The organism is Aminobacter sp. GW821-FHT11F06, assembly GCF_058808215.1.
The window spans coordinates 346,509-369,129 of sequence record NZ_JBXARL010000002.1; the positions used below are offsets into that span (position 1 = coordinate 346,509).

General features: G+C 63.5%; 26 protein-coding genes. 14 read left to right on the forward strand and 12 right to left on the reverse strand.

Features of this window, described 5'->3' with window-relative positions:
• Positions 1 to 58 precede the first annotated feature (58 nt).
• Positions 59 to 469, forward strand: a complete 411-nt coding sequence (locus AC1RTB_RS06105; RefSeq protein ID WP_492875669.1) for a hypothetical protein — start codon at positions 59 to 61, stop codon at positions 467 to 469.
• Positions 470 to 622: 153 nt separating this feature from the next.
• On the opposite strand, the gene lepA is transcribed toward AC1RTB_RS06105, so the two are convergent.
• The 3 genes from lepA to AC1RTB_RS06120 all read right to left on the reverse strand — a co-directional run bounded on the left by lepA (position 623) and on the right by AC1RTB_RS06120 (position 3,276).
• The gene (gene lepA, locus AC1RTB_RS06110; protein WP_492875671.1) at positions 623 to 2,431 is read right to left on the reverse strand and encodes a translation elongation factor 4; all 1,809 of its coding nucleotides are present in this window, start codon (positions 2,429 to 2,431) and stop codon (positions 623 to 625) included.
• 63 nt (positions 2,432 to 2,494) lie between these two features.
• Complete coding sequence (locus AC1RTB_RS06115; protein WP_492875673.1) at positions 2,495 to 2,812, reverse strand: hypothetical protein; 318 nt, start codon at positions 2,810 to 2,812, stop codon at positions 2,495 to 2,497.
• A 50-nt stretch (positions 2,813 to 2,862) separates the two neighbouring features.
• Positions 2,863 to 3,276, reverse strand: coding sequence for a hypothetical protein (locus AC1RTB_RS06120; protein WP_492943798.1), 414 nt, complete (start codon positions 3,274 to 3,276; stop codon positions 2,863 to 2,865).
• Between the two features lie 211 nt (positions 3,277 to 3,487).
• On the opposite strand from AC1RTB_RS06120, the gene AC1RTB_RS06125 reads away from it, so the two are divergent.
• From AC1RTB_RS06125 to AC1RTB_RS06140, 4 genes are all read left to right on the forward strand, one after another.
• Positions 3,488 to 4,084 carry a GNAT family N-acetyltransferase gene (locus AC1RTB_RS06125; protein WP_492875677.1) on the forward strand — a complete coding sequence of 199 codons (597 nt, stop codon included), beginning with the start codon at positions 3,488 to 3,490 and terminating at the stop codon, positions 4,082 to 4,084.
• 64 nt (positions 4,085 to 4,148) lie between these two features.
• Positions 4,149 to 4,916 carry a hypothetical protein gene (locus tag AC1RTB_RS06130; protein ID WP_492875679.1) on the forward strand — a complete coding sequence of 256 codons (768 nt, stop codon included), beginning with the start codon at positions 4,149 to 4,151 and terminating at the stop codon, positions 4,914 to 4,916.
• Positions 4,917 to 4,997: 81 nt separating this feature from the next.
• Positions 4,998 to 5,336 (forward strand): hypothetical protein, encoded by a 339-nt coding sequence (locus tag AC1RTB_RS06135; protein WP_492875681.1) that lies wholly within the window; start codon positions 4,998 to 5,000, stop codon positions 5,334 to 5,336.
• A 181-nt stretch (positions 5,337 to 5,517) separates the two neighbouring features.
• Positions 5,518 to 6,006 carry a hypothetical protein gene (locus tag AC1RTB_RS06140; RefSeq protein ID WP_492875683.1) on the forward strand — a complete coding sequence of 163 codons (489 nt, stop codon included), beginning with the start codon at positions 5,518 to 5,520 and terminating at the stop codon, positions 6,004 to 6,006.
• A 100-nt stretch (positions 6,007 to 6,106) separates the two neighbouring features.
• Here the strand turns inward: AC1RTB_RS06140 and AC1RTB_RS06145 are convergent, their stop codons facing one another.
• From AC1RTB_RS06145 to AC1RTB_RS06155, 3 genes are all read right to left on the reverse strand, one after another.
• Entirely contained in the window at positions 6,107 to 6,760 is a 654-nt protein-coding gene (locus tag AC1RTB_RS06145; protein WP_492875685.1) for a LuxR C-terminal-related transcriptional regulator, read from the reverse strand.
• On the reverse strand, positions 6,757 to 8,160 hold the full coding sequence (locus AC1RTB_RS06150; protein ID WP_492875687.1) for a sensor histidine kinase: 1,404 nt from the start codon (positions 8,158 to 8,160) through the stop codon (positions 6,757 to 6,759). The genes AC1RTB_RS06145 and AC1RTB_RS06150 overlap by 4 nt, the downstream gene beginning before the upstream one ends.
• A gap of 145 nt (positions 8,161 to 8,305) precedes the next feature.
• Entirely contained in the window at positions 8,306 to 10,297 is a 1,992-nt protein-coding gene (locus tag AC1RTB_RS06155) for a PhoX family protein (protein ID WP_492875689.1), read from the reverse strand.
• 140 nt (positions 10,298 to 10,437) lie between these two features.
• On the opposite strand from AC1RTB_RS06155, the gene AC1RTB_RS06160 reads away from it, so the two are divergent.
• The 3 genes from AC1RTB_RS06160 (at position 10,438) to AC1RTB_RS06170 (ending at position 13,262) form a co-directional block, all read left to right on the forward strand.
• Positions 10,438 to 11,133, forward strand: coding sequence for a phosphatase PAP2 family protein (locus AC1RTB_RS06160; protein ID WP_492875691.1), 696 nt, complete (start codon positions 10,438 to 10,440; stop codon positions 11,131 to 11,133).
• A 78-nt stretch (positions 11,134 to 11,211) separates the two neighbouring features.
• Positions 11,212 to 11,457: a helix-turn-helix domain-containing protein gene (locus tag AC1RTB_RS06165; protein ID WP_492875693.1), complete on the forward strand. Its 246-nt coding sequence runs from the start codon at positions 11,212 to 11,214 to the stop codon at positions 11,455 to 11,457.
• Between the two features lie 83 nt (positions 11,458 to 11,540).
• Positions 11,541 to 13,262 (forward strand): SulP family inorganic anion transporter, encoded by a 1,722-nt coding sequence (locus tag AC1RTB_RS06170; RefSeq protein ID WP_492875695.1) that lies wholly within the window; start codon positions 11,541 to 11,543, stop codon positions 13,260 to 13,262.
• On the opposite strand, the gene AC1RTB_RS06175 is transcribed toward AC1RTB_RS06170, so the two are convergent.
• The 3 genes from AC1RTB_RS06175 to AC1RTB_RS06185 are packed head-to-tail and all read right to left on the reverse strand — an operon-like array spanning position 13,234 to position 15,500.
• On the reverse strand, positions 13,234 to 14,049 hold the full coding sequence (locus AC1RTB_RS06175) for a YiiX/YebB-like N1pC/P60 family cysteine hydrolase (RefSeq protein WP_492875697.1): 816 nt from the start codon (positions 14,047 to 14,049) through the stop codon (positions 13,234 to 13,236). The genes AC1RTB_RS06170 and AC1RTB_RS06175 overlap by 29 nt on opposite strands.
• Before the next feature lie 48 nt (positions 14,050 to 14,097).
• Positions 14,098 to 15,030, reverse strand: coding sequence for a CHAD domain-containing protein (locus AC1RTB_RS06180; RefSeq protein ID WP_492875699.1), 933 nt, complete (start codon positions 15,028 to 15,030; stop codon positions 14,098 to 14,100).
• Positions 15,027 to 15,500, reverse strand: a complete 474-nt coding sequence (locus AC1RTB_RS06185; protein WP_492875701.1) for a CYTH domain-containing protein — start codon at positions 15,498 to 15,500, stop codon at positions 15,027 to 15,029. Before AC1RTB_RS06185 ends, AC1RTB_RS06180 begins: the two co-directional genes overlap by 4 nt.
• A gap of 78 nt (positions 15,501 to 15,578) precedes the next feature.
• Between AC1RTB_RS06185 and AC1RTB_RS06190 the strand changes: the two genes are divergently transcribed.
• The 5 genes from AC1RTB_RS06190 (at position 15,579) to AC1RTB_RS06210 (ending at position 20,250) form a co-directional block, all read left to right on the forward strand.
• On the forward strand, positions 15,579 to 16,262 hold the full coding sequence (locus AC1RTB_RS06190) for a CerR family C-terminal domain-containing protein (RefSeq protein ID WP_492875703.1): 684 nt from the start codon (positions 15,579 to 15,581) through the stop codon (positions 16,260 to 16,262).
• A complete protein-coding gene (locus AC1RTB_RS06195) occupies positions 16,259 to 17,209 on the forward strand; it encodes an HlyD family secretion protein (RefSeq protein WP_492875704.1) in 951 nt (316 codons plus the stop codon). Before AC1RTB_RS06190 ends, AC1RTB_RS06195 begins: the two co-directional genes overlap by 4 nt.
• A 106-nt stretch (positions 17,210 to 17,315) precedes the next feature.
• Positions 17,316 to 18,233: an ABC transporter ATP-binding protein gene (locus tag AC1RTB_RS06200; RefSeq protein WP_492875706.1), complete on the forward strand. Its 918-nt coding sequence runs from the start codon at positions 17,316 to 17,318 to the stop codon at positions 18,231 to 18,233.
• Positions 18,230 to 19,378 carry an ABC transporter permease gene (locus AC1RTB_RS06205; protein WP_492875708.1) on the forward strand — a complete coding sequence of 383 codons (1,149 nt, stop codon included), beginning with the start codon at positions 18,230 to 18,232 and terminating at the stop codon, positions 19,376 to 19,378. The genes AC1RTB_RS06200 and AC1RTB_RS06205 overlap by 4 nt, the downstream gene beginning before the upstream one ends.
• Before the next feature lie 56 nt (positions 19,379 to 19,434).
• Positions 19,435 to 20,250, forward strand: a complete 816-nt coding sequence (locus tag AC1RTB_RS06210) for a DUF8605 domain-containing protein (protein ID WP_492875709.1) — start codon at positions 19,435 to 19,437, stop codon at positions 20,248 to 20,250.
• Between the two features lie 117 nt (positions 20,251 to 20,367).
• Here the strand turns inward: AC1RTB_RS06210 and AC1RTB_RS06215 are convergent, their stop codons facing one another.
• A complete protein-coding gene (locus tag AC1RTB_RS06215; RefSeq protein ID WP_492875711.1) occupies positions 20,368 to 20,691 on the reverse strand; it encodes a hypothetical protein in 324 nt (107 codons plus the stop codon).
• Positions 20,692 to 20,867: 176 nt separating this feature from the next.
• Between AC1RTB_RS06215 and mbfA the strand changes: the two genes are divergently transcribed.
• Entirely contained in the window at positions 20,868 to 21,851 is a 984-nt protein-coding gene (gene mbfA / locus AC1RTB_RS06220) for an iron exporter MbfA (RefSeq protein WP_492875713.1), read from the forward strand.
• A 141-nt stretch (positions 21,852 to 21,992) separates the two neighbouring features.
• Here mbfA and AC1RTB_RS06225 read toward each other — a convergent pair whose 3' ends face one another.
• Positions 21,993 to 22,325: an NIPSNAP family protein gene (locus AC1RTB_RS06225; RefSeq protein ID WP_492875715.1), complete on the reverse strand. Its 333-nt coding sequence runs from the start codon at positions 22,323 to 22,325 to the stop codon at positions 21,993 to 21,995.
• Between the two features lie 70 nt (positions 22,326 to 22,395).
• Complete coding sequence (locus AC1RTB_RS06230) at positions 22,396 to 22,611, reverse strand: DUF1127 domain-containing protein (protein WP_492875717.1); 216 nt, start codon at positions 22,609 to 22,611, stop codon at positions 22,396 to 22,398.
• Positions 22,612 to 22,621: the final 10 nt, after the last annotated feature.

The window sequence follows — 22,621 nt, forward strand, 5'->3', positions numbered from 1 at the left end:
CAAGCGGCCGCTGGCCAGATGAGTCGGGCGCGGGCGGTTCAAATCCAAAGGGAAGAGCATGCGCATTCGGTCGATGATGGGGGCTGCCGCCCTGATGGCGGTTGGGGCGTTCACGCAATACGCGCAGGCCGAAGGGTTCGAAAACATCGTGCTGTCCGCCAGCAAGGATGCGGAAGAGACAGAGGTAACGTTTGCGCCGGATACGGCGAAGATTTTCCTCGCCGCCGACCTGACCGACGCCGTGGCGTCGGGATCGAAGCTCACCGTGAGCTGGATTTCGGTGGATTCGGGCGGCGTCGCGCCGGCGAACTACAAGATCGACGAAGCCAGCTTCGAAATCGGCATGATCGAAAACCATGTCGACTCGTCGATGACCAAGCCGGATGCCGGCTGGCCGGTCGGCACCTATCAGGTGCAGATCGCCGTGGATGGAGCGGTGAAAGAGACTGTGGATTTTGCCGTGAAGTGATGGGAGTGGGGGCTAAGGCCCCCTCGCCCGGGCCGCAGCGGGGCAAGTCATCTCCCACTGGGGAGAGATGAGGATTGAGGGTTTTGCGCCGCCCCTCATCCGGCCCTGCGGGCCACCTTCTCCCCGCAGGCGGGGAGAAGGAAAAAGAAGCACTCAGTTATCGCCCATCTTCAGCGCCTGGATGAAGGCTTCCTGGGGGATGTCGACCTTGCCGAACTGACGCATGCGCTTCTTGCCCTCTTTCTGCTTTTCGAGCAGCTTGCGCTTGCGGGTGACGTCGCCGCCGTAGCATTTTGCGGTGACGTCCTTGCGCAGGGCGGAAATCGTTTCGCGGGCAATGACCTTGCCCCCGATCGCCGCCTGGATCGGGATCTTGAACATGTGCTGGGGGATCAGCTCCTTGAGCTTCTCGACCATGACGCGGCCGCGCTTTTCGGCTGCCGTGCGGTGGACCAGCATGGAGAGCGCGTCGACCGGCTCCTCATTGACCAGGATCGACATCTTGACGAGGTCGCCTTCCTTATAGTCGGTGAGGTGGTAGTCGAAGGAGGCGTAGCCCTTGGAGATCGACTTCAGCCGGTCGTAGAAGTCGAACACGACTTCGTTGAGCGGCAGGTCGTAGACCAGCATGGCACGCTTGCCGACATAAGAGAGGTCGAACTGGACGCCGCGGCGCTCCTGGCACAGCTTGAGGATCGAGCCGAGATAATCGTCAGGGGTCAAGATGGTGGCGCGGATCCACGGCTCCTCGATCGAGGCGATCTTGACCACGTCGGGCATGTCGGCGGGGTTGTGCAGTTCCTTGACCGAACCGTCATTGAGATTCATGCGGTAGACGACCGAGGGTGCGGTTGCGATGAGGTCGAGGTTGAACTCGCGCTCGAGCCGCTCCTGGATGATCTCGAGATGCAAAAGGCCGAGGAAGCCGCAGCGGAAGCCGAAGCCGAGTGCTGCCGAGGTTTCCATTTCAAAGGAGAAGCTGGCGTCGTTGAGACGCAGCTTGCCCATGGCGGAGCGCAGGTCCTCGAAGTCGGCGGCGTCGACCGGGAACAGGCCGCAGAACACCACCGGCTGGGCCGGCTTGAAGCCCGGCAGAGCTTTTGCGGTGGGGCGCTTGTCCTCGGTGATGGTGTCGCCGACGCGGGTGTCGGCCACTTCCTTGATCGAGCCGGTGAAGAAGCCGAACTCGCCGGGGCCGAGTTCGTCGACCTGGATCATCTTGGGGGTGAAGACGCCGGTACGTTCGACCAGATATTTGGCGTTGGTCTCCATCATGCGGATGGTCTGGCCCTTCTTGAGCCTGCCATCGATGATGCGCACCAGGACGATGACGCCGAGATAGGTGTCGTACCAGCTGTCGACCAGCATCGCCTTGAGCGGCGCGTCGATGTCGCCCTCGCGCGGGGGCGGCAGCTGGTTGACGATGGCTTCCAGCACGTCGGGGATGCCGAGGCCGGTCTTGGCCGAGATATAGACGGCCTGTGACGCGTCGATGCCGATGACTTCCTCGACCTGCTCCTTGATGCGCTCGGGCTCGGCGGCGGGCAGATCGATCTTGTTGAGCACGACCACGATCTCGTGGTTGTTGTCGATGGCCTGGTAGACGTTGGCGAGCGTCTGCGCCTCGACGCCTTGGGAGGCGTCGACGACGAGCAGCGAACCCTCGCAGGCCGACAGCGAACGCGAGACTTCATAGGCGAAGTCGACGTGGCCGGGCGTGTCGATCAGGTTGAGGACATAGTCCTCGCCATTGTTGGCGCGGTAGTTGAGCCGCACGGTCTGGGCCTTGATGGTGATGCCGCGCTCGCGCTCGATGTCCATGTTGTCGAGGACCTGTTCGGTCATCTCGCGCAGTTCCAGCCCGCCAGTGGACTGTATCAGCCGGTCGGCAAGCGTCGACTTGCCGTGATCGATATGGGCAACGATGGAGAAATTGCGGATGTGGTCGAGCGGTGTGGTCATAAGCGGCGCTTTAGCAGGGGCGACAAAGCTTAACAAGCGCGGCTTTGTTGAGGCCCCCGCGACTTACGCCGTGCCGGCGATCGGCATCATGTGCAGATTGCGGCTTGAGCGGCAGCCGCAGGCGGCGAGCAGTGCCGAGCACAGCATATCGACGTCGGCCTCCTGGCACGGACCCCAGCCGCAGGTGCAGGCGGCGGGACCTGAATGCGCATCGGCGGTTTCGCGGTAGATCGAGCCTACCGCCTGGGCGGCGAGACGCATGACGACCATCGGCGGCAGGCCGGTCTTGCGCATGACCTCGCAGAATTCGTTCATGATCGTTGCGCGGATATGCGCCTGTGCTTCCTCATGACGCCGTTCGTTTTCAATCGCATGTGCCAACGGGAAGTCTCCAGATCAAAGTTTTTGGGCGCCGCTGTGGGCTGCTGGTGTTATCGGCGGTTGAGACGCTGCATGTCTTGATGCGGCGTCGCAGCACTCGCAGGGACGATTGTCGAGGCAGCTACCCGCAAGGCTTCGCGCGCGGTTTCGAGCTGACGCATCGCCTCGAACAGCGCTTCCCGGTCACGCCGATGGATATCGAGCAAAGCGACAAACATCGAGCTGTCGCCGACCTCGGGCTGGGGCAGCGCGTTGAGCCGGCCAAGGCTGTCATTGGCGGTGCGGCGGGCGCTGTCGACCTGCTGATTCAACATCTCGACACGACCGAAAAGCGTGAGATAGCGGCCTGTGTCCGCTTCGCGGCCCTCAGTGAAACCTGCGATGGGAGCGACATGCATCATATGGTCCGCCTCCTGTTTTACGTTGACGACCATGACCACGCGTCGTTTTCGATGCGTGGTCATGGTGAGCCTAACCCGCCACCCAAGATGAGCCAATACAAAACTAGACTAAAAATATCAAGTTTAAAAACATGACATTCCCACGTTCGGTCCGGGCACAATACAGACGTGCTGGAGAGTAGGAATGACGACCCAAAGGGGCTGTTGACTGAGGTGGCCTCGCGCGCTCCTATATGGACGCAGCTTGGGGTGGCTGCGCATGGGAGGAGCGGTCATGGCCGAGAAGGCTGAGCATAGTGACGAGGGTTTGACCGCCGAAGCGCGTCCGGCCACCAAGCAAGATGCGGACATTCTCGCCAAGCTGGTGAACATGGCCGGCCACGGGCTGCCGCTTTATCTCTGGACCAAGATGGCCGAAGGCGGCGACCCGTGGGAAGTCGGCCGCCAGCGGGCACGACGCGAAGAGGGCAGCTTTTCCTATCGCAACGCGGTTGTGCTGGAACATGGCAAGGTGTTGGCCTGCCTGATCGGCTATCCCATCGTACCAGCGCCCGCCGATCTCAATTCGCCTGACATGTTCGTGCCGATGAACGAGCTGGAGGCGATGGCCGTAGGCAGCTGGTATGTCAACGTGGTGGCAACGCTGCCCGAGGCACGCGGGCGCGGCTTCGGCTCCAGGCTGCTCGCCATGGCTGACGCGATCGCCGAGGCGACCGGCTGCACCGGAACCAGCCTGATCGTGTCCGACGCCAATGCGACAGCGCGCCACCTCTATGACAGCGCCGGCTACCGCGAAGTGGCGACGCGGCCGATGGTCAAGGAAGACTGGGACAATCCGGGCCAGAACTGGGTGCTGATGGTCAAGCCGTGAGGCCGCTTGGCCAAAATCCGCTCGAGCTTCGAGATCAACTCGACCCATGCATGGTCTTTCAAACATGGAATACTGCGACGACACGATGATGGCGTATGAGGCGACACGCCGGGTCTTCCGCCCAGGCGAGGCGCTGACATTCGACACCGCCTATCGGCTCGCCCATCTGCCCTTGGTGGCGCCAGGCCATGCCGATGCCATAGCACGCAAGGATGGGACCGATTATCTCAACGGAAAATATGCGGCACCACGTCATTCGCTGGTTTTGCCAATCGATGCCGGAGAACTCGGCCGGTCCGAGGCGTTTGGGCTGTTTGAAAAAGAGCTTCGCTCGTTTTCGTTCTGCGACAAGATAGAGTGGGTGCTTTGTCGCCAGCGCGCATCGAAGCTTCACGCGACAATCGTCAATGGCCTAACCGAGTTGGATATAGCGCATTGCTCGGACGCGGTTGCCACGGCGCTTGCACCACTGGGTGAACTTTCGGTACGGATCGGCGGACCATTTCTGGGCAGGTTCAACACCGGCAGGGTTTATCTGCCGGTGTATCCGGAATATCGCGACGGCGAGGATATATTCGCCTTGATCCAGGGCGCGTGTGGCGCTCGGCTGACCCGTTTTTACGTGGTCGGCTATTATCATTTTGCCTCGCCGCTCACTCCTGCCGAGACGAAGGATCTGGCAGAATTAGAGGACCGCTGGCGCGGTCGCACGATGGCCCATCTGCCTGTGAAATCACTCGCCATTCAATCGACCAATGACGATCTGGCGCTTTCCGCGCGGATCGTCACTACGATACCGGTTGCAGCCGCCAGCCACAGCCATAGAACTTGATTGCGCCAGAGCGCCGCCCCCGCTTGACGCTGGTTACGCGTTAAGCGCAAATCGCGGACAATTTCTCGGGAGCTTTCAAAAATGTCCGCTATCGGCCTTTCGCTGCTCGGTCTTTCGACCGTCATCTTCCTGATCGCGGCAATGGTGGCCAAGACCTGGGGCATCGAGCCGACGATCGGCAAGCTGGTGGTGACGCTGCTGCTTTATTCGCTCGGCAATCTGGTCATGCTGCGCCTGGTGCGCGATTTCGGCATGTCGGTGTCGTTCTCACTGTCGGCGGTGATCCAGCTGATCGCCGTCAATCTGGTGGCGATCGTTTATTTCGGTGAAAAGCTGAGTGGCATCCAGGGCATCGGCGTGGGGCTGGCGGTGGTGGCGGTTGCGCTGATCACGCTTGGGCCGGCACTGGCCGGGAAGTAGGCCAACGCATCCTTTCGACGTAGCGCTTGAGCGGACCAAAGTCCGATCCCGGCGAAGCTTTGGTCCGTCGCTGGGGCGTATGGGTCGCAGGACGCTCCACATCAGGAGAAGCCTGCGGCAGGGTGTTCCTTGCGGGAGAGCCAAGGCGCAGCCCGCCTGCGCCCACAGAAGGAACCTTATGATGCGTACAAGATCCTCCCTCTATCTTACCTTGCTCATGCTTCGCGCCTCGGCTGCCTTGGCGTTGACAGCAGTCCCGCTGCACCTGACTTTCGACGGCGCGATGCCCAAGCTGGTGGCTGCCGTTGCAATGGCCGACGATGACGATTCCGGCTCCGACGGTGGCGGTAGCGACGATGACGGCGGCAACGACAGCGATGATGACAATGGCAGCGACGATCACGACAATGACGACGACAACAGCGGCCCCGATCGTGATGACGACAGGGACGATAGTGATAACAACGACAATGATCGTGAACATGTGAACCCGGTCACCGGCGATCGGGTCGAGATCGATCGCAACGGCATCGAGGTCGTTCACCCTGATGGCACCAAGGAAGAACTCGAAAACGGTATCTACGAGATGGAGGACGCCAGAGGGCGCACCATCATCGAGCGTCGCGCGACGCCGGCGGATATCGCCCGCATGAACTTCCTCGCCAGCTAAGCAGCGGCCCAGAACTCAGGCGACAGGCTGGAAGGTGAAAGCCTTTCCAGCCTTCTTTTTTGCTGCCGACGAACCACCGCCCGATCAGAACGATGGCGCTCTATCCAGCGCGGTCCTGGGAATCGCGCAGCATCATTGCCGCTTCGGTGCGGTTGCGCACATTGAGCTTGGCCAGAACCCTGGTCATGTGGTGCTTGACGGTCTTTTCCTGCAGCTTCAGGCGGGCAGCAACCTCCTTGTTGGCCAGCCCGCTCGACACCAATCGAAGGATCTCGCCTTCGCGCGCCGTCAGCTGCCGCAACGGGTCGGCGTTCGGCTCGGCGGTCTGGATGGCCTTGAGGTCGGTGAGCAGCCGCGCCGACACCACCGGCGAGACATAGACCTCGCCGGCCGCGACATTGTGCAAGATCTCCGCCAGCATCTTCGAGCCCACCCCCTTCAGCACATAACCGCGAACGCCGTGGTTGAGTGCCGTGGTGACGTCGTCGCGGGTTTCCGAGACGGTGAGCATGACGATCTTCTGGCCTGGACGCAGGTCGAGGATGCCCTGCACAGCACTTAGTCCGCCGCCGGGCAGGCTGATGTCGAGCAGGAGTATCTCGGGCGCCACCTCACCGACGATGCGCAGCGCGTCCTCCGCGCTTGCGCCTTCACCGACGATCTCGAAGCCGCCGTGCTCGACGAGGCTGCGCGCCACGCCCTCGCGAAACAGCGGGTGGTCGTCGACGACGGCAAGGCGCAAGGGAGCGGTCATGACTGTTCCTTATCCTCGACATTGAGGGTGACGGCGACGCGGGTGCCGGCCGCTGATGAGGTCAACGAAAACAGGCCGCCAATACTTTCCACCCGCTCGCGCAAGCCGGCAAGGCCGAGCCGGTCGGTGCGAATGTCGGCAACGTCGAAACCCGGCCCCGCGTCGGACACGTCGACGGTAAGCTTGCCGGCGTTGGCCGCAACCGTGACCGCCTGGCCGCGCCCGCCAGCGTGACGGAAGGCGTTGTTGAGCGCTTCCTGGACGAAGCGGTAGATGCAGATCTTTTCATACGACGCCAATGCCAGTTCCGGCTGATCGCCGGACAGTGCCACCTTCGTGCCGGTGCGCTGCTCATGGGCGGAGACGGCGAGCGTCAGCGTCTCGCACAGGCTTGCCGCCTCGATCTGGGGCAGCACCAGCCCGCTGCAGATGTCTCTGATGTCGCGCATCGCCTCATCGAGCCGCGACTTGATGGCGTCGACCTCCTTGTCGCGCTCAGGCTGTGCAATGTTGGCGCCGGTGATGGCCTTGCTGTCCATCCTGAGCGCTGCGAGCGCCAGCAGCTGTGCTGGGCCATCATGCAGATCGGCGGCGATGCGGCGCAGATAGCTTTCGTTGAGTGCCGTGGCGCGACGCGACGCGCGCTGCACGCGCAGGCGCAGCGATGAATTCTGGGCGAGCAGTTCCTGTAGCTCGACAACGCGCTCCTCCAGGGCCCTGCGCTGGCTGTCAATGGTCTTGCTGCCGCGGAAGACGATGCCCCACAACAGCGCGAAGATCGCAAGCGTGGTGCCGGCGACGAACAGCCAGCTCGAAATGCGCGCGGCATTCAACGTCGAGCGAAACTCGTGGGCGATCTCGTAGAATTCGGACACCGCCACGACCTGGCCCGACCAGGGCTCGCGGACGGGATTGTAGATTTCCAGCAGCGGCAGGCCCGTCGCCTTGTCGAGTGCACTGTCGTCATCGTCAAGCTGGTTGAACTCGGCAACGACACGACCGTTCCAGGCAGCCTCCAGATTGGGCGAGAGCGGGAACTTGGCGCCAATCTGGCTGGCATCCTTGGAATAGAGGATGGTGCCGTCGCGGCGCCAGAGCCGGAACGAGACGATCTGATCGCCCAGTCCGCCCTGGTCGAGCGTCTCGTCGAGCGCGCGCTTGACGGTGTCGGTCAGCGTCAGGCTCCTGCGCATGTCGGGCAGGATCGGCGCTATGACGCCGTCGACATAAAGCGCGGTGGCGGTGGCATAATTGCGGGTGACGCCATCCTCGATGCGCGAGGTGACCCAATAGCCGGCAAGAAACATCGCAGCGAGCAGCACAGCGCCGCCGGCGATCAAAAACTGGATGGCAAGCGATTGCCCAGCCCAGGCCCGGCGAAGTCCTTCGATGATGCGCACCCTTCCTCCTCGTTGAAGGGATCATAGGGGCACGACGGCAGTTGTTGAATTGGGCTTCGGTCGACAAGCCCTCAGACTTTCGTCCGGTGGGTGAACGAAAAACGGCCGGCGGGAGAACCCGCCGGCCGTTTTTCTTGCGCTTCGATCAGACGGCGATCTTGCCGCCGCCCTGCCTGGTGATGGCAACGACAGCCGGGCGAACCGGCATGTCGGGCTTGAAGTCGGGCCAACGCGTCGACAGGTCCTCATAGTAGGACGGACGGCCGAAACCTTCCCAATCCTCGCCGCCATCGCCCGGATGCTGGACGGCGACGAAGGCGGTCTGGTCGTCGGGCGTGAAGAGCGGGCCGCACATCTCGGCACCGACCGGCACGCGGAAGAACAGTTTTGAGGTGGCCCTCGCCTCGCCTTCGGTGTCGACCGCCCACAGGCCGTCAGTGCGGCCGGTGGCCTTGGGCGAGTTACCGTCGGTGGCGACCCAGAGGCGGCCGGCGGAATCGACGGCGCAGTTGTCGGGCATGCCGAACCAGCCATTGTGGGTCGTCGAGGTCGAGAAGGAGGCGCCGACTTCGGCGACCGAGGGATCGCCGCATTTCAGCAGCACTTCCCACTTGCCCTTGATGGCGGTGAAATCACCGCCATCCTCGATCAGCTCGATGATGTGGCCGAAGGCGTTTTCGGCGCGCGGGTTGGCGGCATCGACCTGGTCGGCCTTGCGCTTGGTGTTGTTGGTCAACATGACATAGACCTTGCCGTTGACGGCATTGGGCTGGATGTCTTCGGGCCGGTCCATCTTGGTGGCGCCGAGCAGGTCGGCGGCGCGGCGCGTCTCGATGACCACGTCGGCCTGGCTTGTGAAGCCGGCATCAGCCGTCAGCGGCCCCTCGCCCTGGACCAGCGGCAGCCAAACGAACGAACCGTCCTCGGCGAACTTGGCGACATAGAGCGTGCCTTCGTCGAGCAGGTCGAGATTGGCGGCGCGGTCGTTGGGGTTGAACTTGTTCTTGGTGACGAACTTGTAGACATAGTCGAAACGCTCGTCGTCGCCGAGATAGAACACGACCCGACCGTCGGGCGCGACGATCGATTCAGCGCCTTCGTGGCGGAAGCGGCCAAGGGCGGTGCGCTTCTTCGGCACCGAGTTCGGATCCTGCACGTCGACCTCGACGATCCAGCCGAAGCGGTTGGGTTCGTTCGGCTCCTTGGAGACGTCGAAGCGGTCGTAGAACTTGAACCATTCATAGGTGCCTTCGGGCACACCGACGCGCTTGTAGTTCGCAGCTTCGCGGTGATCGGCCGGCAGCTCGCCGCCGAAATAGCCGTGGAAGTTTTCCTCGGCCATGATGTAGGTGCCCCAGGGCGTCACACCACCGGCGCAGTTGTTGACGGTGCCGAACACCTTGGTGCCTGACGCATCGGCATTGGTCTTGACGCGGTCGCTGCCGGCGGCGGGGCCTGTCAGCTGCATCTCGGTGGTGGAGGTGATGCGGCGGTTGAGCTTGCCGTCGCGCACGACCTGCCACTTGCCGCCTTCCTTGCGTATCTCGACAATCGAACCGCCATGGGCGGCCATCTCGATGTCGACGCGCTTCTGGTCAGCCGGGGCGACATCGACCTTGCCCTCGACGATCTTGACGATGCCGGGGAACATCAGGTGCTCGTTGGTGTATTCATGGTTGACGACCAACAGGCCATGCTCGGACGAGCCGTCGAGCTCGATGTAGCCGACATAGTCGTTGTTGTAGCCGAACTGCTTGGCTTGGGCTTCCGCGGTCTGGTTGAGCGGATCGAATTCGGGCGCATCAGTGAAGATCGGGTCGCCCCAGCGCAGCAGAACGTCGGCGTCATAGCCTGATGCAACATGGTGCTTGTCGTCGATGCCTGCCTCGATCTCGTCGAAAACGAAGGCGGACGCTGTGGCCGCGCGGGCGTCGTCGGCGAGCAGGATGGCGATGGGGCTGACGGTTGCGGCAATGGCCGAGACGGCGAGCGAGCCCTGCAGGAAGCCGCGGCGGGAGAAACGCCTGGCGATGATGTCGCCCATGGTGCGGTTGTCGGTCGGGTTGTGGCCGGGACCGTCATTCTCCTCGAGCATGGAAGTGCGGAATTTGTGATCGCCTGGAGTGTGCTGGTTCATTGTCTGACCTCTGGCTGGTGTTCGGCTTGGGGTTCGCCGAGACCGCTAATCGGACGAGATAACAGCAGCATGACAGTTTCGCCGGAAATCCGCCTTGGTTATAGAGCCTCAACGACGGGCAACAAACGAACGGCAGGGCGATGCGGCAGACTTTGTGGAACAGGATTGGATTTTCGCTGCTTGCGGCGGGCATCATCATCGCCGGCGGACTGTGGGGATTCGTCGCGCTTTCCGAAATCGCCCGCGACACCACGCCGCGTGCCTTCGACACCGGCATATTGCTGGCCTTCCGGGTGGCTGGCCAACCCGACATTCCTATCGGCCCGGCCTGGCTCGCCGATGCGATGCGCGACGTCACCGCGCTCGGCAGTGCCTCGGTGCTGATCTACATCACCGCGATCACCATCATTTTCCTTGCTATGACCAGGCGCTGGGGCCTGGCACTGTTCGTGTTTGTCGCCGTCGCCGGCGGACAGGTGCTGTCGAGCGTGCTCAAGCTCGGCATCGACCGGCCACGCCCCGACCTCGTGTCGCATCTGGCGGAGGTGCACACGATGAGCTTTCCGAGCGGACATGCGATGCTGTCAGCGGTGGCCTATCTGACGCTGGCCGCGCTTCTGGCGCGCTTCCTGCCGGGGCGCCCAACGACGGTGTTCGTCTTCGGGATCGCCGTGCTGACGACGCTGATGGTCGGCATCAGCCGGGTCTATCTCGGCGTGCACTGGCCCTCCGACGTGCTTGCCGGCTGGTGCGCGGGCTTTGCCTGGGCGACCTTGTGCTGGCTGGTCAGCCGCGCCCTGCTGAAGGACAAAGGCGCCGACCAGGGCATGCGCTAGATATCAATACTAATGCGTGAGACATCACCATGAATGTATGATACGCTCATTCCGCGGACAAAGACGGGAACGTTTGACGTGATCACAGCCGCACAGATGCGCGCCGCACGAGCGCTGGCAGGCATCGACCAGAAGACCCTCGCCGAAATGGCCGGGGTTTCTGTGCCGACGATCCAGCGCATGGAAGCAAGCGAGGGCGTGGTGCGCGGCGTGGTCGACACGCTGACCAAGGTCATCCAGGCGATTGAAAATGCCGGGGTGGAACTGATCGGCGAAAACGAGACCGGCGGCCGGGGCGTGCGCCTGAAGAAGACGGCCGCTTGAGCCTGACGATCCGCGAGAGATAGTCGCGACGGCGACCGCCGACAGTTTTGCCGACGATCCCGCCGCTTGCTGCGGAATGGATCATGGACGCAAACCCTGAATTGGCCCGACACAAGAAGCCGACATTCGCCGAGCTTTTCACGCCCAAGCTGGTGACGGTTCTGCGCGAGGGCTATGGCGCGGCCCAGCTCAGGGCCGATGCGATTGCCGGGCTGACTGTGGCGATCGTGGCGTTGCCATTGTCCATGGCGATCGCGATAGCCTCGGGCGTGTCGCCCGACAAGGGCCTGTTCACCGCGATCGTCGGCGGCTTCATCGTTTCGGCACTTGGCGGCAGCCGCTTCCAGATCGGCGGGCCGGCCGGCGCCTTCATCGTTTTGGTGGCAGCGACAGTGGCGCGCGAGGGCGTCGACGGCCTGATCCTCGCCACCATGATGTCGGGCCTGTTCCTGATGGCGATCGGCTATCTCAGGCTCGGCACTTACATCAAATTCATTCCCTATCCGGTGACCGTCGGCTTCACCGCCGGCATCGCCGTCATCATCTTCGCCAGCCAGCTCAGCGAAATGTTTGGGCTGACGCTCACCGGCAAGGAGCCCGGCGCGCTGGTGCCCAAGTTGACGGCGCTGGCGCAAGCCGCAAGCACGATCAATGTTTCGGCGGTGACCGTGACAGTGCTGACCATCGGCACGATCCTTGTGCTCAAGCGCTGGCGGCCAAGCTGGCCGGGCATGCTGATCGCCGTCGGCGTGGGCTCCATCGCTGTGGCCTTGCTGGCACTGCCGGTGGAGACCATCGGCACGCGTTTCGGCGGCATCCCGCGCAGCCTGCCATGGCCTGCCCTACCCGTCTTCAGCGTCGACAAGGCGATAGCAGTGCTGCCGGATGCGGTGGCCTTCGCGCTTTTGGGCGCCATCGAGTCGCTGCTGTCGGCGGTAGTCGCCGACGGCATGACCGGCCGGCGCCACCGCTCGAACTGCGAACTGGTGGCGCAGGGTTTCGCCAATATCGGTTCGGCGCTGTTTGGCGGCATCTGCGTCACTGGCACCATCGCCCGCACCGCGACCAATGTGCGGGCAGGCGCGCATGGGCCGGTATCAGGCATGCTGCATGCGCTGTTCCTGCTCGCCTTCATGCTGATCGCAGCACCGCTGGCGAGCTACATTCCGCTCGCAGCCCTTGCCGGCGTGCTGGCTGTTGTTGCCTGGAACATGGTCGAGCGGCAGGCGTTCGCCACCCTGATCCGCTCGTCATGGGGCGACGCGCTGGTGCTGATGGTGACCTTCCTGCTGGTGGTGTTCCGCGACCTGACCGAGGGCATCGTCGTTGGCTTCGCGCTCGGCTCGGTGTTGTTCATCGACCGCATGGCCAAAAGCATCGCGGTGGAGAGCGACCAGCCGCTTGTGCAGGAAGATGTCGCGGATGCCACCAACGGCAGCCGCCACGCCTATGAGGCGAGCGATGCCGGCGACGCCGACACCATCATCTACCGCATCTCGGGCGCGTTCTTCTTTGGCGCGGCCTCGACCGTGGGGGCTGTGCTCGACCGCATCGCCGACCAGCGCAAGAACTTCATCCTCGACTGTTCGGGCGTGCCGTTCCTCGACTCGACGGCGGCCAACGTTCTGGAGGGCGCCGCACGCAAGGCGAGTCATGCGGGCGTTCGCTTCTTCATCACAGGAGCGTCGCCGCAGGTGCGGCGGATGCTGATCAACCACGGCGTCAAGCGACCCCATGTCAGCTACGCAGCGACGGTGAAGGACGCGCTCGACCTGCTCAAGGCTGAGGCGACATTGGCGCGCTAACGCCGGCCTGCTCCTGATCGCCCCAGCTGACCTGCTTGTAGTCGAAGCCATATTCCAGCGTCGGCTTGACGATGCGGAAATAGGGCGACAGGTCGAAGTCGCGCGGGGTGTAGAGCGAGTGGTGGCGGATATGCATGATCTCGCGGCGCATGTAGTTCGACTGGGCCGAGGCGCGGCCGGGCGCGCGGGTGATCTCGGGCAGGATCGGATAGCGGATCTCGCCATAGGCTTCGGCGATCATCGTCGAGCAGATGGCGCGGGTCGGGTCGCCCGAGCCGAAGGCGATCATGCGCCGGCGCCAGCGCACCGGCACCGGGGGCCTTGGAATGAAATAGCGCAGCATGTCGAAGATGTTCTTGAGGTCGTATTTCAGGCCCAGGCGCTGGATCATGAAGCTGACGACGTGGTCGCGGTCCTCCGGCGACAGGCCGTTGGCGCGGCAGATGCGGGTGTTGTAGGTGCGGTATTTCGACAGCGGCACGGCAACGCAGCCCTGGCCGAGATTGACCTCGATGAGACGTGGCCGCTCGGAACCGTCTTCGGGCTCCGGCAGCGCATCGCCGACATAAAGTGCCGAATGCGACCAGGTCGACTGGGTCAAATATTTGATGACAGCCGAAATGCGCTGGTTGCCCTCGATCAGCAGGATGTCGCCCGGCTCAAGCGTTCGGCGCAGCGTTTCGGGATCGGACGGCGTGTAAGGCTCGTAGCCGGACGATTCCACCTGCAGGCGTGAAGCAAGCCAGCGGCCGATGCGGTCGAGCAAGGGGTCGGTCTTCTCAGTCATGACGCAAAGGACGTAACATGACGTGGATGGGCCGCGCCAGTCGGCGAACTATTCGTTGCCAGGAACCTCGGTCGCCGCGGCAAGGTCGTCACGGCACTTGCTGGCGAGCTTGCGTACCGTGCGCCTGGGCTTGTCTTCGAACAAATCCGCGGCATCGGCGAGGCACAGCTTGCGCAAAGCCTTTTCCGAGCGCTTGAGCAGCCGCAGCAGATGCTTCGGTTCGGCACCGTCGAACGGCGCTTCGCGTGCCTCGATCAGCGCGCGCATGACGAAGACGTCGTGCAGTTCGCCCAGGCTTTCGCCAAGCGCGTCGACGCGCGCGCGGCGCGGCTTGACCGGCGATGGCCACAGCTTGCGCAGCAAGGAGAGATGGTCGGCATGCGTCTTCACCGCCTTGCGCAGGTCGTGGAAGTCGTCAGGCTGGCCACGCTCGCGGGCATGGCCCAGCGCCTTGCGGGCGCGGCGCAATGTGGCCAGCGCGCCGTCGGCCAGCACATCGGCGGCATTCTCCGGCAGATCGGGAAGCGAAAGCGTTTGGAGTGCGGCGAGGCCTGCCTGGCATTCGGCAACCGCGTTGTCGAGAACAGCGCCAAGCCCGGTCTCGCCATAGGCGCTCCCAGTGCGATGGCGCGCCAGCATCGCGCGGATACCGGCGAGGCCGGCGGCGTCCGCCTCGTCAGGGAAATCGGCGATCAGCCTGTCGATGGTCTCGATCAAGGCCGTTGCCTGGCGCGGGCCGGCGATCGACTTCGACATGTCGCGAAAACGGTCGTTTTCGGCGCGGCAGAAGGCCTCGTCGCCCGGGCGAACGAGGCGCAGCAGCGCGCGCAGTGCCTTGATGCGCTTGCGGGCGCTGTGCAGGGCCTTTTCGGGACTGTCGCGGGCGGTGTTCAGATGCGTGACGATCTTGTCGATCTCCTCGCCGGCGATGCGGCGAACCTCTAAGGTCAGCGGCAACAGGGGATCGATGCGAAAGCTCATGCAGCAGCCTCCGGGACATCGCTGAGCGCAAGCGACGCGTTGTAGTAGCGCGGGTCGCCAGTGACCTCCTGGCCGATCCACGCCGGCAGCTCCGAAGCCGGAACATCCTCGGGCGATTCGAGTTCGGCGATGACCAGCCCGCTCAGTTCGCCGCCAAAGACATCGACCTCATAGAGACGGCCATGATGGCTAACATGGTGGCGTGTCTTCTCGATGACACGGCCTACGGCGAACTCCTGCATCTCCTCGGCTTCGGCCAGCGGCACCTGATACTCGAACTCGTCGCGCTCGCGGCCCCTGGAGCCGAATTTGAGGGTGAGCGTCGCCACCTCGCCATCTGCGATGCGCAGACGAACCGAACGTCCGTGGTTGGAAGCCAGATAGAACTGCCGGATTTTGATCTCGGCTTCGACAAGGCTCCGCCATTCCGGTCCCGTTACCAGGAACTTGCGTTCGATTTCCTTTGCCATCCCAGCAGTAAAGCGCGGCCCAGCGTGCGGCGCAACATCGATCTTGACTTTAATCAATCGATTGATTAAATTTACTGCATGAGCAAGGCACAGATCCCGCAAACGACGTCGGCAGCCGATGCCACCCGCATGGCGCTGGTGCTGGCAGCGCTGAAGCTGTTCGGCCGCCAGGGCTTCGAGGGTACGTCGACCCGCGAGATCGCCACTTCAGCCAACGCCAATATCGGCTCGATCGCCTATCATTTCGGCAACAAGGAAGGCCTGAGGCTTGCCGCCGCCGACTACATCGTCGCAACGATCCAGACCATCGCGGGACAGGCGCTCGGCAACACGACACAGGCCCAGCCACTGCCGGTTACCCCTGAAGAAGCCGAGGCCCAGATCGAAGCAGCGATCGAGCGCATGGTCGGCTTCATGGTCGCCCGCCCCGAGGCCGGCGAGATCGTGCAATTCGTGCTGCGCGAGCTGTCGATGCCGACCGATGCGCTCGACCGCATCTACACCGGCGTGTTCGAGCCGGTACACCGCAGGCTGTGCCAGCTCTGGGCGGCGGCGACCGGCGATGAAGCCGAGAGCGAGCGCACACGCATCTCCGTGTTCATGATGATCGGCCAGGTGCTCTATTTCCGCATCGCCCGCGCCGCTGTCCTGCGCCGCATGGGCTGGGCGGATGTCGGCCCGCCCGAAGCGGCCAAGGTCATCGGCATCGCCAAGGAAAACGTCGCAGCCATCATTGCCGCCCGGAAGGCAGGAAAGCCATGAGCATTCTTTGTTCGATCCCGTTTGCCGCCGCGCTGTTTTCGGCCTGTGCCGGCCCAGCGCCCTTGGCTGTCGGTTATGTCGAGGGCGATTATGTCTTGCTTGCGCCTATCGAGGTGGCGCAGGTGAATTCGATCGCCGTCAAGCGCGGCGACCGCGTCGAAGCAGGCAAGCCCGTGGTGCTGATGGAAGCGGCCGACGCCAACATTGCCGTCGCGCAGGCCGAGGCCGCACTGGCGCAGGCGAAGGCTCTGCTTGCCGACCTCAAGATCGGCAAGCGGCCCGAAGAAATTGCCGTGCTCGAAGCCACCGTGCGCTCGGCCCAGGCCCAGGTCGACGAGACGCAGCGCACCTTGACCCGCACGCAGGATCTGACCAGGCGCGGCGTCGCGACCCAGGCGCAGCTCGACGATGCGACCACGCAGCTCGAAGTCGCCCAGGCAGCCATCGGGCAGGCCACGGCCAATCTTGCTGTCGGCCGCCTGCCAGCCCGCGTCGAGACGATCAATGCCGCCGAAAACGCCGTGAAGGTGGCCCAGCAGCAGCTGAGCCAGGCTCAGTGGCGCCTGTCGCAACGTACCATCGCGGCGCCCGCACCGGGCCGTGTCACCGACGTCATCCGAAATCCCGGCGACCTTGCCGGCCCTTCGGCGCCGGTGCTGGAGATGCTGCCGGACGGTGCGGTCAAGCTGACGGTCTTCATTCCCGAAACCGATTTTTCCAAGGTCAGCATCGGCACCCGGCTGGCGGTGCGCTGCGACGGCTGCCCGGACGGGCTGACGGCGAAGGTCAGCTATGTCTCGCCCGATCCGGAGTTCACCCCGCCGGTGATCTACTCGCTCGAAAACCGCCAGAAGCTTGTCTACCTCGTCGAGGCACGTCCCGAGGACGCCAACTCGGTGTTGCAGCCGGGGCAGATCGTGGATGTGGCGATAGCAGAGAGCGAATAGGGAGTAGTGAGCGGGGGAATGAGCCGGGTTCCGAGATGACTATCGCAGTCTTCACTACTCCCTATTCGCTACTCCCTATTCGCTTCGCTGCCGGAGGCAGCGCAAAATGAACGCCATCGAAGTCAAGAACCTGGTCAAGCGCTACGGCGACAAGACAGTCGTCGACCACGTCACCATGACGGTGGCCGAGGGCGAGATTGTCGGCTTCCTCGGTCCCAACGGCTCGGGCAAGACCACCACCATCCGCATCATGTGCGGGCTGCTCACGCCCGACGAGGGCGAAGGCCAGGTGCTGGGTCACGATTTGCGTACCGACGCGCTGAGGATCAAGCGCGAAGTCGGCTACATGACGCAGAAGTTCTCGTTCTACGAGGACCTGACGATTGGCGAGAACCTCGAATTCGTCGCCCGGCTCTACAAGCTGAGGCCGGTCGAGGAATATGTCGCCAGAACGCTCGAAGAGCTCGGCCTGACCAGCCGACGCGACCAGCTCGCCGGCACGCTGTCGGGCGGCTGGAAGCAGCGCCTGGCGCTCGCCGCTTGCATCATGCACAAGCCCAAGCTGTTGCTGCTCGACGAGCCGACGGCCGGCGTCGACCCCAAGGCGCGGCGCGAATTCTGGGACGAGATCCACCGCCTCGCGCGCGGCGGTCTGACAGTTCTGGTGTCGACCCACTACATGGACGAGGCCGAGCGCTGCCACCGCATCAGCTACATCTCCTATGGCAAGATGCTGGCGACAGGCACCGTCGAGGACGTGGTGCGCAATGCCGGGCTGACCACTTTCGTGGTGTCGGGGCAAAGGCTCGACCTTGTCGCTACCGCGCTGGAAGGCCGCCCGGGCATCGACCAGGTCGCGCCCTTCGGCGCCACGCTGCATGTCGTCGGCTCGGACCGGGGCAAGCTCGAAGCGGCCCTTGCCGACATACGCGGCCAAGACGGCGTGACCGTCGAGCCGGGCGAGACCAGCCTGGAAGACGTGTTCATCCAGTTCATGGCTGGCTCCAAGGACAACATGTCATGAAGAGCATCAGCAACGGGTTTTTCTCCTTCGCGCGGCTTGGCGCGCTGCTGATGAAGGAGTTCATCCAGATGCGGCGCGACCGCATCACCTTCGCCATGATGCTGGGTGTGCCGTTGATGCAGCTCGTGCTGTTTGGCTTTGCCATCAACAGCGATCCCAAGAGCCTGCCGGCGGCACTGCTCGCCATGAACAACGACCAGTACACCCGCGCCATTGTCGCTGCCCTGCAGAACACCGACTACTACCGCTTCGACCATGTGGCTGCGACCGCCGCGGAGGCGGAGGAACTGATGGCCAGCGGTGCCGTCGCTTTTGTCGTCACCATCCCGGCCGATTTCGGCCGCCGGGTTTCGAGCGGCAATTCGCCCCAGATCCTGATCGAGGCGGATGCCACCGATCCCTCCGCGTCGAGCGGAGCGGTGTCGACGCTCGGCACTGTCGCCAGCCAGGCGCTGCTTCGGGCGCAAGGCATGCAAGCTGCGGCCGCCGAGACGGCCAAGGGCCAGCTCGAGGTCGTCGTGCACCGCCGCTACAACCCCGAGGGCATCTCGCAATACAACATCGTGCCCGGCCTGCTCGGCGTCATCTTGCAGATGACCATGGTGATGATGACCTCGATGGCGCTGACGCGCGAAACCGAGCGCGGCACGATGGAAAACCTGCTTGCCATGCCGGTGAGCCCGGCCGAGATCATGCTCGGCAAGGTGCTGCCTTACCTGGTGGTCGGCGCGGTCCAGGTCACGGTCGTGCTGATCGCGGCGAAGCTATTGTTTGCCATCCCCTTCATCGGCTCGCTGCCGCTGCTGTTGTCGGCGATCCTGGTTTTCGTGCTGGCGCTGGTGCTGCTCGGCTACACCATCTCGACTGTTGCCCGCACGCAGATGCAGGCGATGCAGCTGACCTTTTTCTTCTTCCTGCCATCGATCCTGCTGTCGGGTTTCATGTTCCCCTATCGCGGCATGCCCGACTGGGCGCAGGCGCTGGGCGAGATCCTGCCGCTGACGCATTTCCTGCGCATCATCCGCGCCGTCATGCTGAAGGGCGCGGAATTCCCGGCGATCGCCACCGAAGTCGGCATTCTCGGCCTGTTCGTCATATTCTTTGCCGGGCTGGCGCTGTTCAGGTTCCGCCGCACACTCGACTGATCTTCTTTACCGGCAATTGCTCTGATAGCCTGCAGCCTCCGAACGGAGAGTGCGACATGCTTCGCGGCGGAATTGGGCTTGGAGTGGCGCTTTGGGTCATGGCCTTGCTTGGCCCAGCGGTAGCGTCCGACCTTTACACGACCCAGACCATCACCAGCGGCACCGCGCCTGAGCGCCGCGACATCGGCTTTGCCCAGTGCCTGCGCGACGTGGTGGTGAAGGTGACGGGCGACAGCCGGCTGCTCAACGAGCCGCGCGTGACAGAACAGGCCAGGCATGCCGGCGACCTGATCGCCAGCCATACATTTCGCGATCGCATGGGCGGCATCCCGCTCCATGACGAACAGGGCAGCTACGACAGGCCGCATGACCTGACCTGCGTCTTTGACGCGCAGAAGCTCGATGCGTTTTTGAAATCGCTCGGCCGCGAGCCGTGGCTCAAGCGTCCACGGCTCGTCGCCGTCATTGGCATTCGCGACATGAAGGGTGTCGAGAGCATGCTTGCCGGCGACAGTGCCGGTCCGCGCGACCGGGACATGCTGACAGCGCTCGCGCGTGCCGCCGACAGACTGGCGTTGCCGCTGGTGGTGCCCAGCCAAATACAACTATCGCAGGCAGGGTTGAACACCAGGACATTGGCGGCAGCCGACTCCGCGCGGCTCAACACATTGGCCAAGATGGCCAGTGGCGACGTCGCGCTTGCCGGCACCATCACGTGGAGCGACAAGGACCTCGGCTGGGTCGCCAAATGGCGGACGGAAGCCGATGGCGAAAACCAAAGCTGGGGCATTTCTGGTGTCGGCTTTGACGACGCTTTCCGCAATGCCGTTGCCGGCGCGGCGCAAGTGCTGTCGGGGAACGGCGAGCCGTAGGGGCGATTTGCCTTTCGTTCACCCGCGCCCCGCCCCTTCGACAGGCTCACGGCCTCCAGGCGTTCGTCGCTAGAAAAGCCAAATCGTTGGCTTTTCTAGCCCTACGGCCAACGCACCTCACCCTAGCAACGACCGCACCCGTTTCTCGCCACCTGCCTTGCGCCAGGCGTTGAAGCGGTGCGTGGCAGCGGCAAACGAGATCTTCATGGCGCGCGCCACCGAGTAGCGCGAATTGCCCTCGTCGAACATGCGGTAGCAGCATTCCACGCCATCCGGGGTCAGCTTGCCGTCGCAGGTCTTGTTGTGCGGATTGGCCGGATCGAACTGCTCGACATGCGGCTCGAGCATGCCCTTGAGGCGCTGCAAATCGGCTTCGATGCTGGCGATCAACTCGAGCACGGGCTTGGGGTCGAAGTGTTGGGTCTGCTGCTTTGCCGCCATCGGGACATCCTTCTATCAGCTGAGATTAGGCTATATAGCCAAACATTTCGCTATAACAAGAAGCTGCACCACATCGGCAAAACGATGCGGCAAAAAAGTCGCGCACAGCCTCGCGCATTGACCTGAAAGCACCGACAATCTAGTTTAGAATCATTCTAAACTTAGGGACTTTTCTCATGTTATCCCGTGTCTTCGGCTTTGGCCGCCGCGCCTTCGATTCCCTGTCCGAGCAAGAGATTCTCGCTCTCGCCATCTCATCGGAAGAAGATGACGCCCGCATCTACCGCGCCTATGCGGATGGGCTGCGCGACGAGTTTCCGCAATCGGCCAAGGTGTTCGATGCCATGGCCGAAGAGGAAGACGGCCATCGCGCCGCGCTGATCGAAATGCACCAGGCTCGCTTCGGCGAGCGCATTCCGCTGATCCGGCGCGAGCATGTGCGGGGCTATTACGAGCGCAAGCCCGACTGGCTTGTGCGGCCGCTCGGCATCGACAAGGTGCGCGACCAGGCCGAAGCGATGGAGCAGCAGGCCTATCGCTTCTACGTCGAGGCGATCAAGCGCACCAGCGACGCCTCGACCCGCAAGCTGCTTGGCGACCTTGCGGCGGCCGAACAGAGCCACGAATCGCTCGCCCACAAGCTCGGCGACAAGCATGTGCCGGAGGATGTGAAGCAAGAAGAGGCGGCCGGCGAGCGCCGGCAGTTCATCCTGACCTATGTCCAGCCGGGCCTGGCCGGGCTGATGGACGGCTCGGTGTCGACGCTGGCGCCGATCTTTGCCGCGGCCTTTGCCACCCAGGACACCTGGCAGACATTTCTCATCGGCCTGTCGGCGTCGGTCGGCGCAGGCATCTCGATGGGCTTCACCGAAGCAGCGCATGACGACGGCAAGCTTTCGGGTCGCGGTTCGCCGCTCAAGCGCGGCCTTGCCTCCGGCATCATGACCACGGTCGGCGGCCTGGGCCACGCGCTGCCCTATCTGATCCCGCATTTCTGGACTGCGACGACGGTCGCAGCGATCGTGGTGTTCTTCGAGCTGTGGACCATCGCCTATATCCAGAACCGTTTCATGGAGACACCGTTCCTGCGTGCCGCCTTCCAGGTGGTGCTCGGCGGCGCGCTCGTGCTTGCGGCAGGCGTTTTGATCGGCAACGCGTAAACCCCAGCGCTGCCCCTCATCCGCCTGCCGGCACCTTCTCCCCGTAAGGACGGGGAGAAGGGACACTGCCGCAACGCTGACGCCCCCTCTCCCCGTTCTTACGGGGAGAGTAAGGGTGAGGGGCCGTGCTGACCTTCCCGATCACGGGACGATCCGCTCGGCATGCGGCCCCGAAGCCAGCTTCAGGAAGATGCGGTCCTCCTTGAGGATGAACTTTTCGCGCTTGGCGAACTGGTAGTTCTCGCGTCCGAGCGGGTCGGCCGCAAGCCGCGCACGATAAGCCTCGTAGGCGGCGAGATTTTCGATGTTGTAGATGCCGTAGGCGGTCGTTGCCGACCCCTCATGCGGCGCGAAATAGCCGATCAGGTCGGCGCCGCAGCGCGGGATCGCCTGGCCCCAGTTGCGGGCATATTGCTCGAAGGCCGCCTTGCCGAACGGGTCGATCTCGTAGCGGATGAAGCAGGTGATGGTCATTTTGGTCTCCGTGATGTGTTGGCAATGGTTTGGCCGGCATCGAAGCGTGCGACCGAACTCCTGTGGCAGGCTAGCGCCAGAAGGGTTTTGCGCTTTCGCGCTCGACGTCGCGGCGGGTCAGACCGATGTCATCAAGCTGTTCGTCGGTCAGTTCGGAAAGGTCGAGCCGCTGCAGATGGCGATCGTAGCCGCGAGCAAAGAAGCTGAGCACACGGCCAAGCGCCCCAAGGGTCAGGCGTTTCGGCCCAGTTGCCAGTTTGGCGGCGAGTTCGGTTTTCATCGTCATGGCGCGCTCC

What these genes read in the sequence shown, in the direction of transcription:
- AC1RTB_RS06145 (WP_492875685.1), bottom strand. Translation starts at nt 6,760, where the DNA reads ATGACCGCTCCCTTGCGCCTTGCCGTCGTCGACGACCACCCGCTGTTT.
- AC1RTB_RS06160 (WP_492875691.1), top strand. Translation starts at nt 10,438, where the DNA reads ATGCGGCAGACTTTGTGGAACAGGATTGGATTTTCGCTGCTTGCGGCG.
- AC1RTB_RS06200 (WP_492875706.1), top strand. Translation starts at nt 17,316, where the DNA reads ATGAACGCCATCGAAGTCAAGAACCTGGTCAAGCGCTACGGCGACAAG.
- AC1RTB_RS06125 (WP_492875677.1), top strand. Translation starts at nt 3,488, where the DNA reads ATGGCCGAGAAGGCTGAGCATAGTGACGAGGGTTTGACCGCCGAAGCG.
- AC1RTB_RS06185 (WP_492875701.1), bottom strand. Translation starts at nt 15,500, where the DNA reads ATGGCAAAGGAAATCGAACGCAAGTTCCTGGTAACGGGACCGGAATGG.
- AC1RTB_RS06190 (WP_492875703.1), top strand. Translation starts at nt 15,579, where the DNA reads ATGAGCAAGGCACAGATCCCGCAAACGACGTCGGCAGCCGATGCCACC.
- AC1RTB_RS06130 (WP_492875679.1), top strand. Translation starts at nt 4,149, where the DNA reads ATGGAATACTGCGACGACACGATGATGGCGTATGAGGCGACACGCCGG.
- AC1RTB_RS06135 (WP_492875681.1), top strand. Translation starts at nt 4,998, where the DNA reads ATGTCCGCTATCGGCCTTTCGCTGCTCGGTCTTTCGACCGTCATCTTC.
- AC1RTB_RS06155 (WP_492875689.1), bottom strand. Translation starts at nt 10,297, where the DNA reads ATGAACCAGCACACTCCAGGCGATCACAAATTCCGCACTTCCATGCTC.
- AC1RTB_RS06180 (WP_492875699.1), bottom strand. Translation starts at nt 15,030, where the DNA reads ATGAGCTTTCGCATCGATCCCCTGTTGCCGCTGACCTTAGAGGTTCGC.
- AC1RTB_RS06205 (WP_492875708.1), top strand. Translation starts at nt 18,230, where the DNA reads ATGAAGAGCATCAGCAACGGGTTTTTCTCCTTCGCGCGGCTTGGCGCG.
- AC1RTB_RS06225 (WP_492875715.1), bottom strand. Translation starts at nt 22,325, where the DNA reads ATGACCATCACCTGCTTCATCCGCTACGAGATCGACCCGTTCGGCAAG.
- lepA (WP_492875671.1), bottom strand. Translation starts at nt 2,431, where the DNA reads ATGACCACACCGCTCGACCACATCCGCAATTTCTCCATCGTTGCCCAT.
- AC1RTB_RS06210 (WP_492875709.1), top strand. Translation starts at nt 19,435, where the DNA reads ATGCTTCGCGGCGGAATTGGGCTTGGAGTGGCGCTTTGGGTCATGGCC.
- AC1RTB_RS06140 (WP_492875683.1), top strand. Translation starts at nt 5,518, where the DNA reads ATGCGTACAAGATCCTCCCTCTATCTTACCTTGCTCATGCTTCGCGCC.
- AC1RTB_RS06120 (WP_492943798.1), bottom strand. Translation starts at nt 3,276, where the DNA reads ATGACCACGCATCGAAAACGACGCGTGGTCATGGTCGTCAACGTAAAA.
- mbfA (WP_492875713.1), top strand. Translation starts at nt 20,868, where the DNA reads ATGTTATCCCGTGTCTTCGGCTTTGGCCGCCGCGCCTTCGATTCCCTG.
- AC1RTB_RS06175 (WP_492875697.1), bottom strand. Translation starts at nt 14,049, where the DNA reads ATGACTGAGAAGACCGACCCCTTGCTCGACCGCATCGGCCGCTGGCTT.
- AC1RTB_RS06215 (WP_492875711.1), bottom strand. Translation starts at nt 20,691, where the DNA reads ATGGCGGCAAAGCAGCAGACCCAACACTTCGACCCCAAGCCCGTGCTC.
- AC1RTB_RS06195 (WP_492875704.1), top strand. Translation starts at nt 16,259, where the DNA reads ATGAGCATTCTTTGTTCGATCCCGTTTGCCGCCGCGCTGTTTTCGGCC.
- AC1RTB_RS06170 (WP_492875695.1), top strand. Translation starts at nt 11,541, where the DNA reads ATGGACGCAAACCCTGAATTGGCCCGACACAAGAAGCCGACATTCGCC.
- AC1RTB_RS06105 (WP_492875669.1), top strand. Translation starts at nt 59, where the DNA reads ATGCGCATTCGGTCGATGATGGGGGCTGCCGCCCTGATGGCGGTTGGG.
- AC1RTB_RS06230 (WP_492875717.1), bottom strand. Translation starts at nt 22,611, where the DNA reads ATGACGATGAAAACCGAACTCGCCGCCAAACTGGCAACTGGGCCGAAA.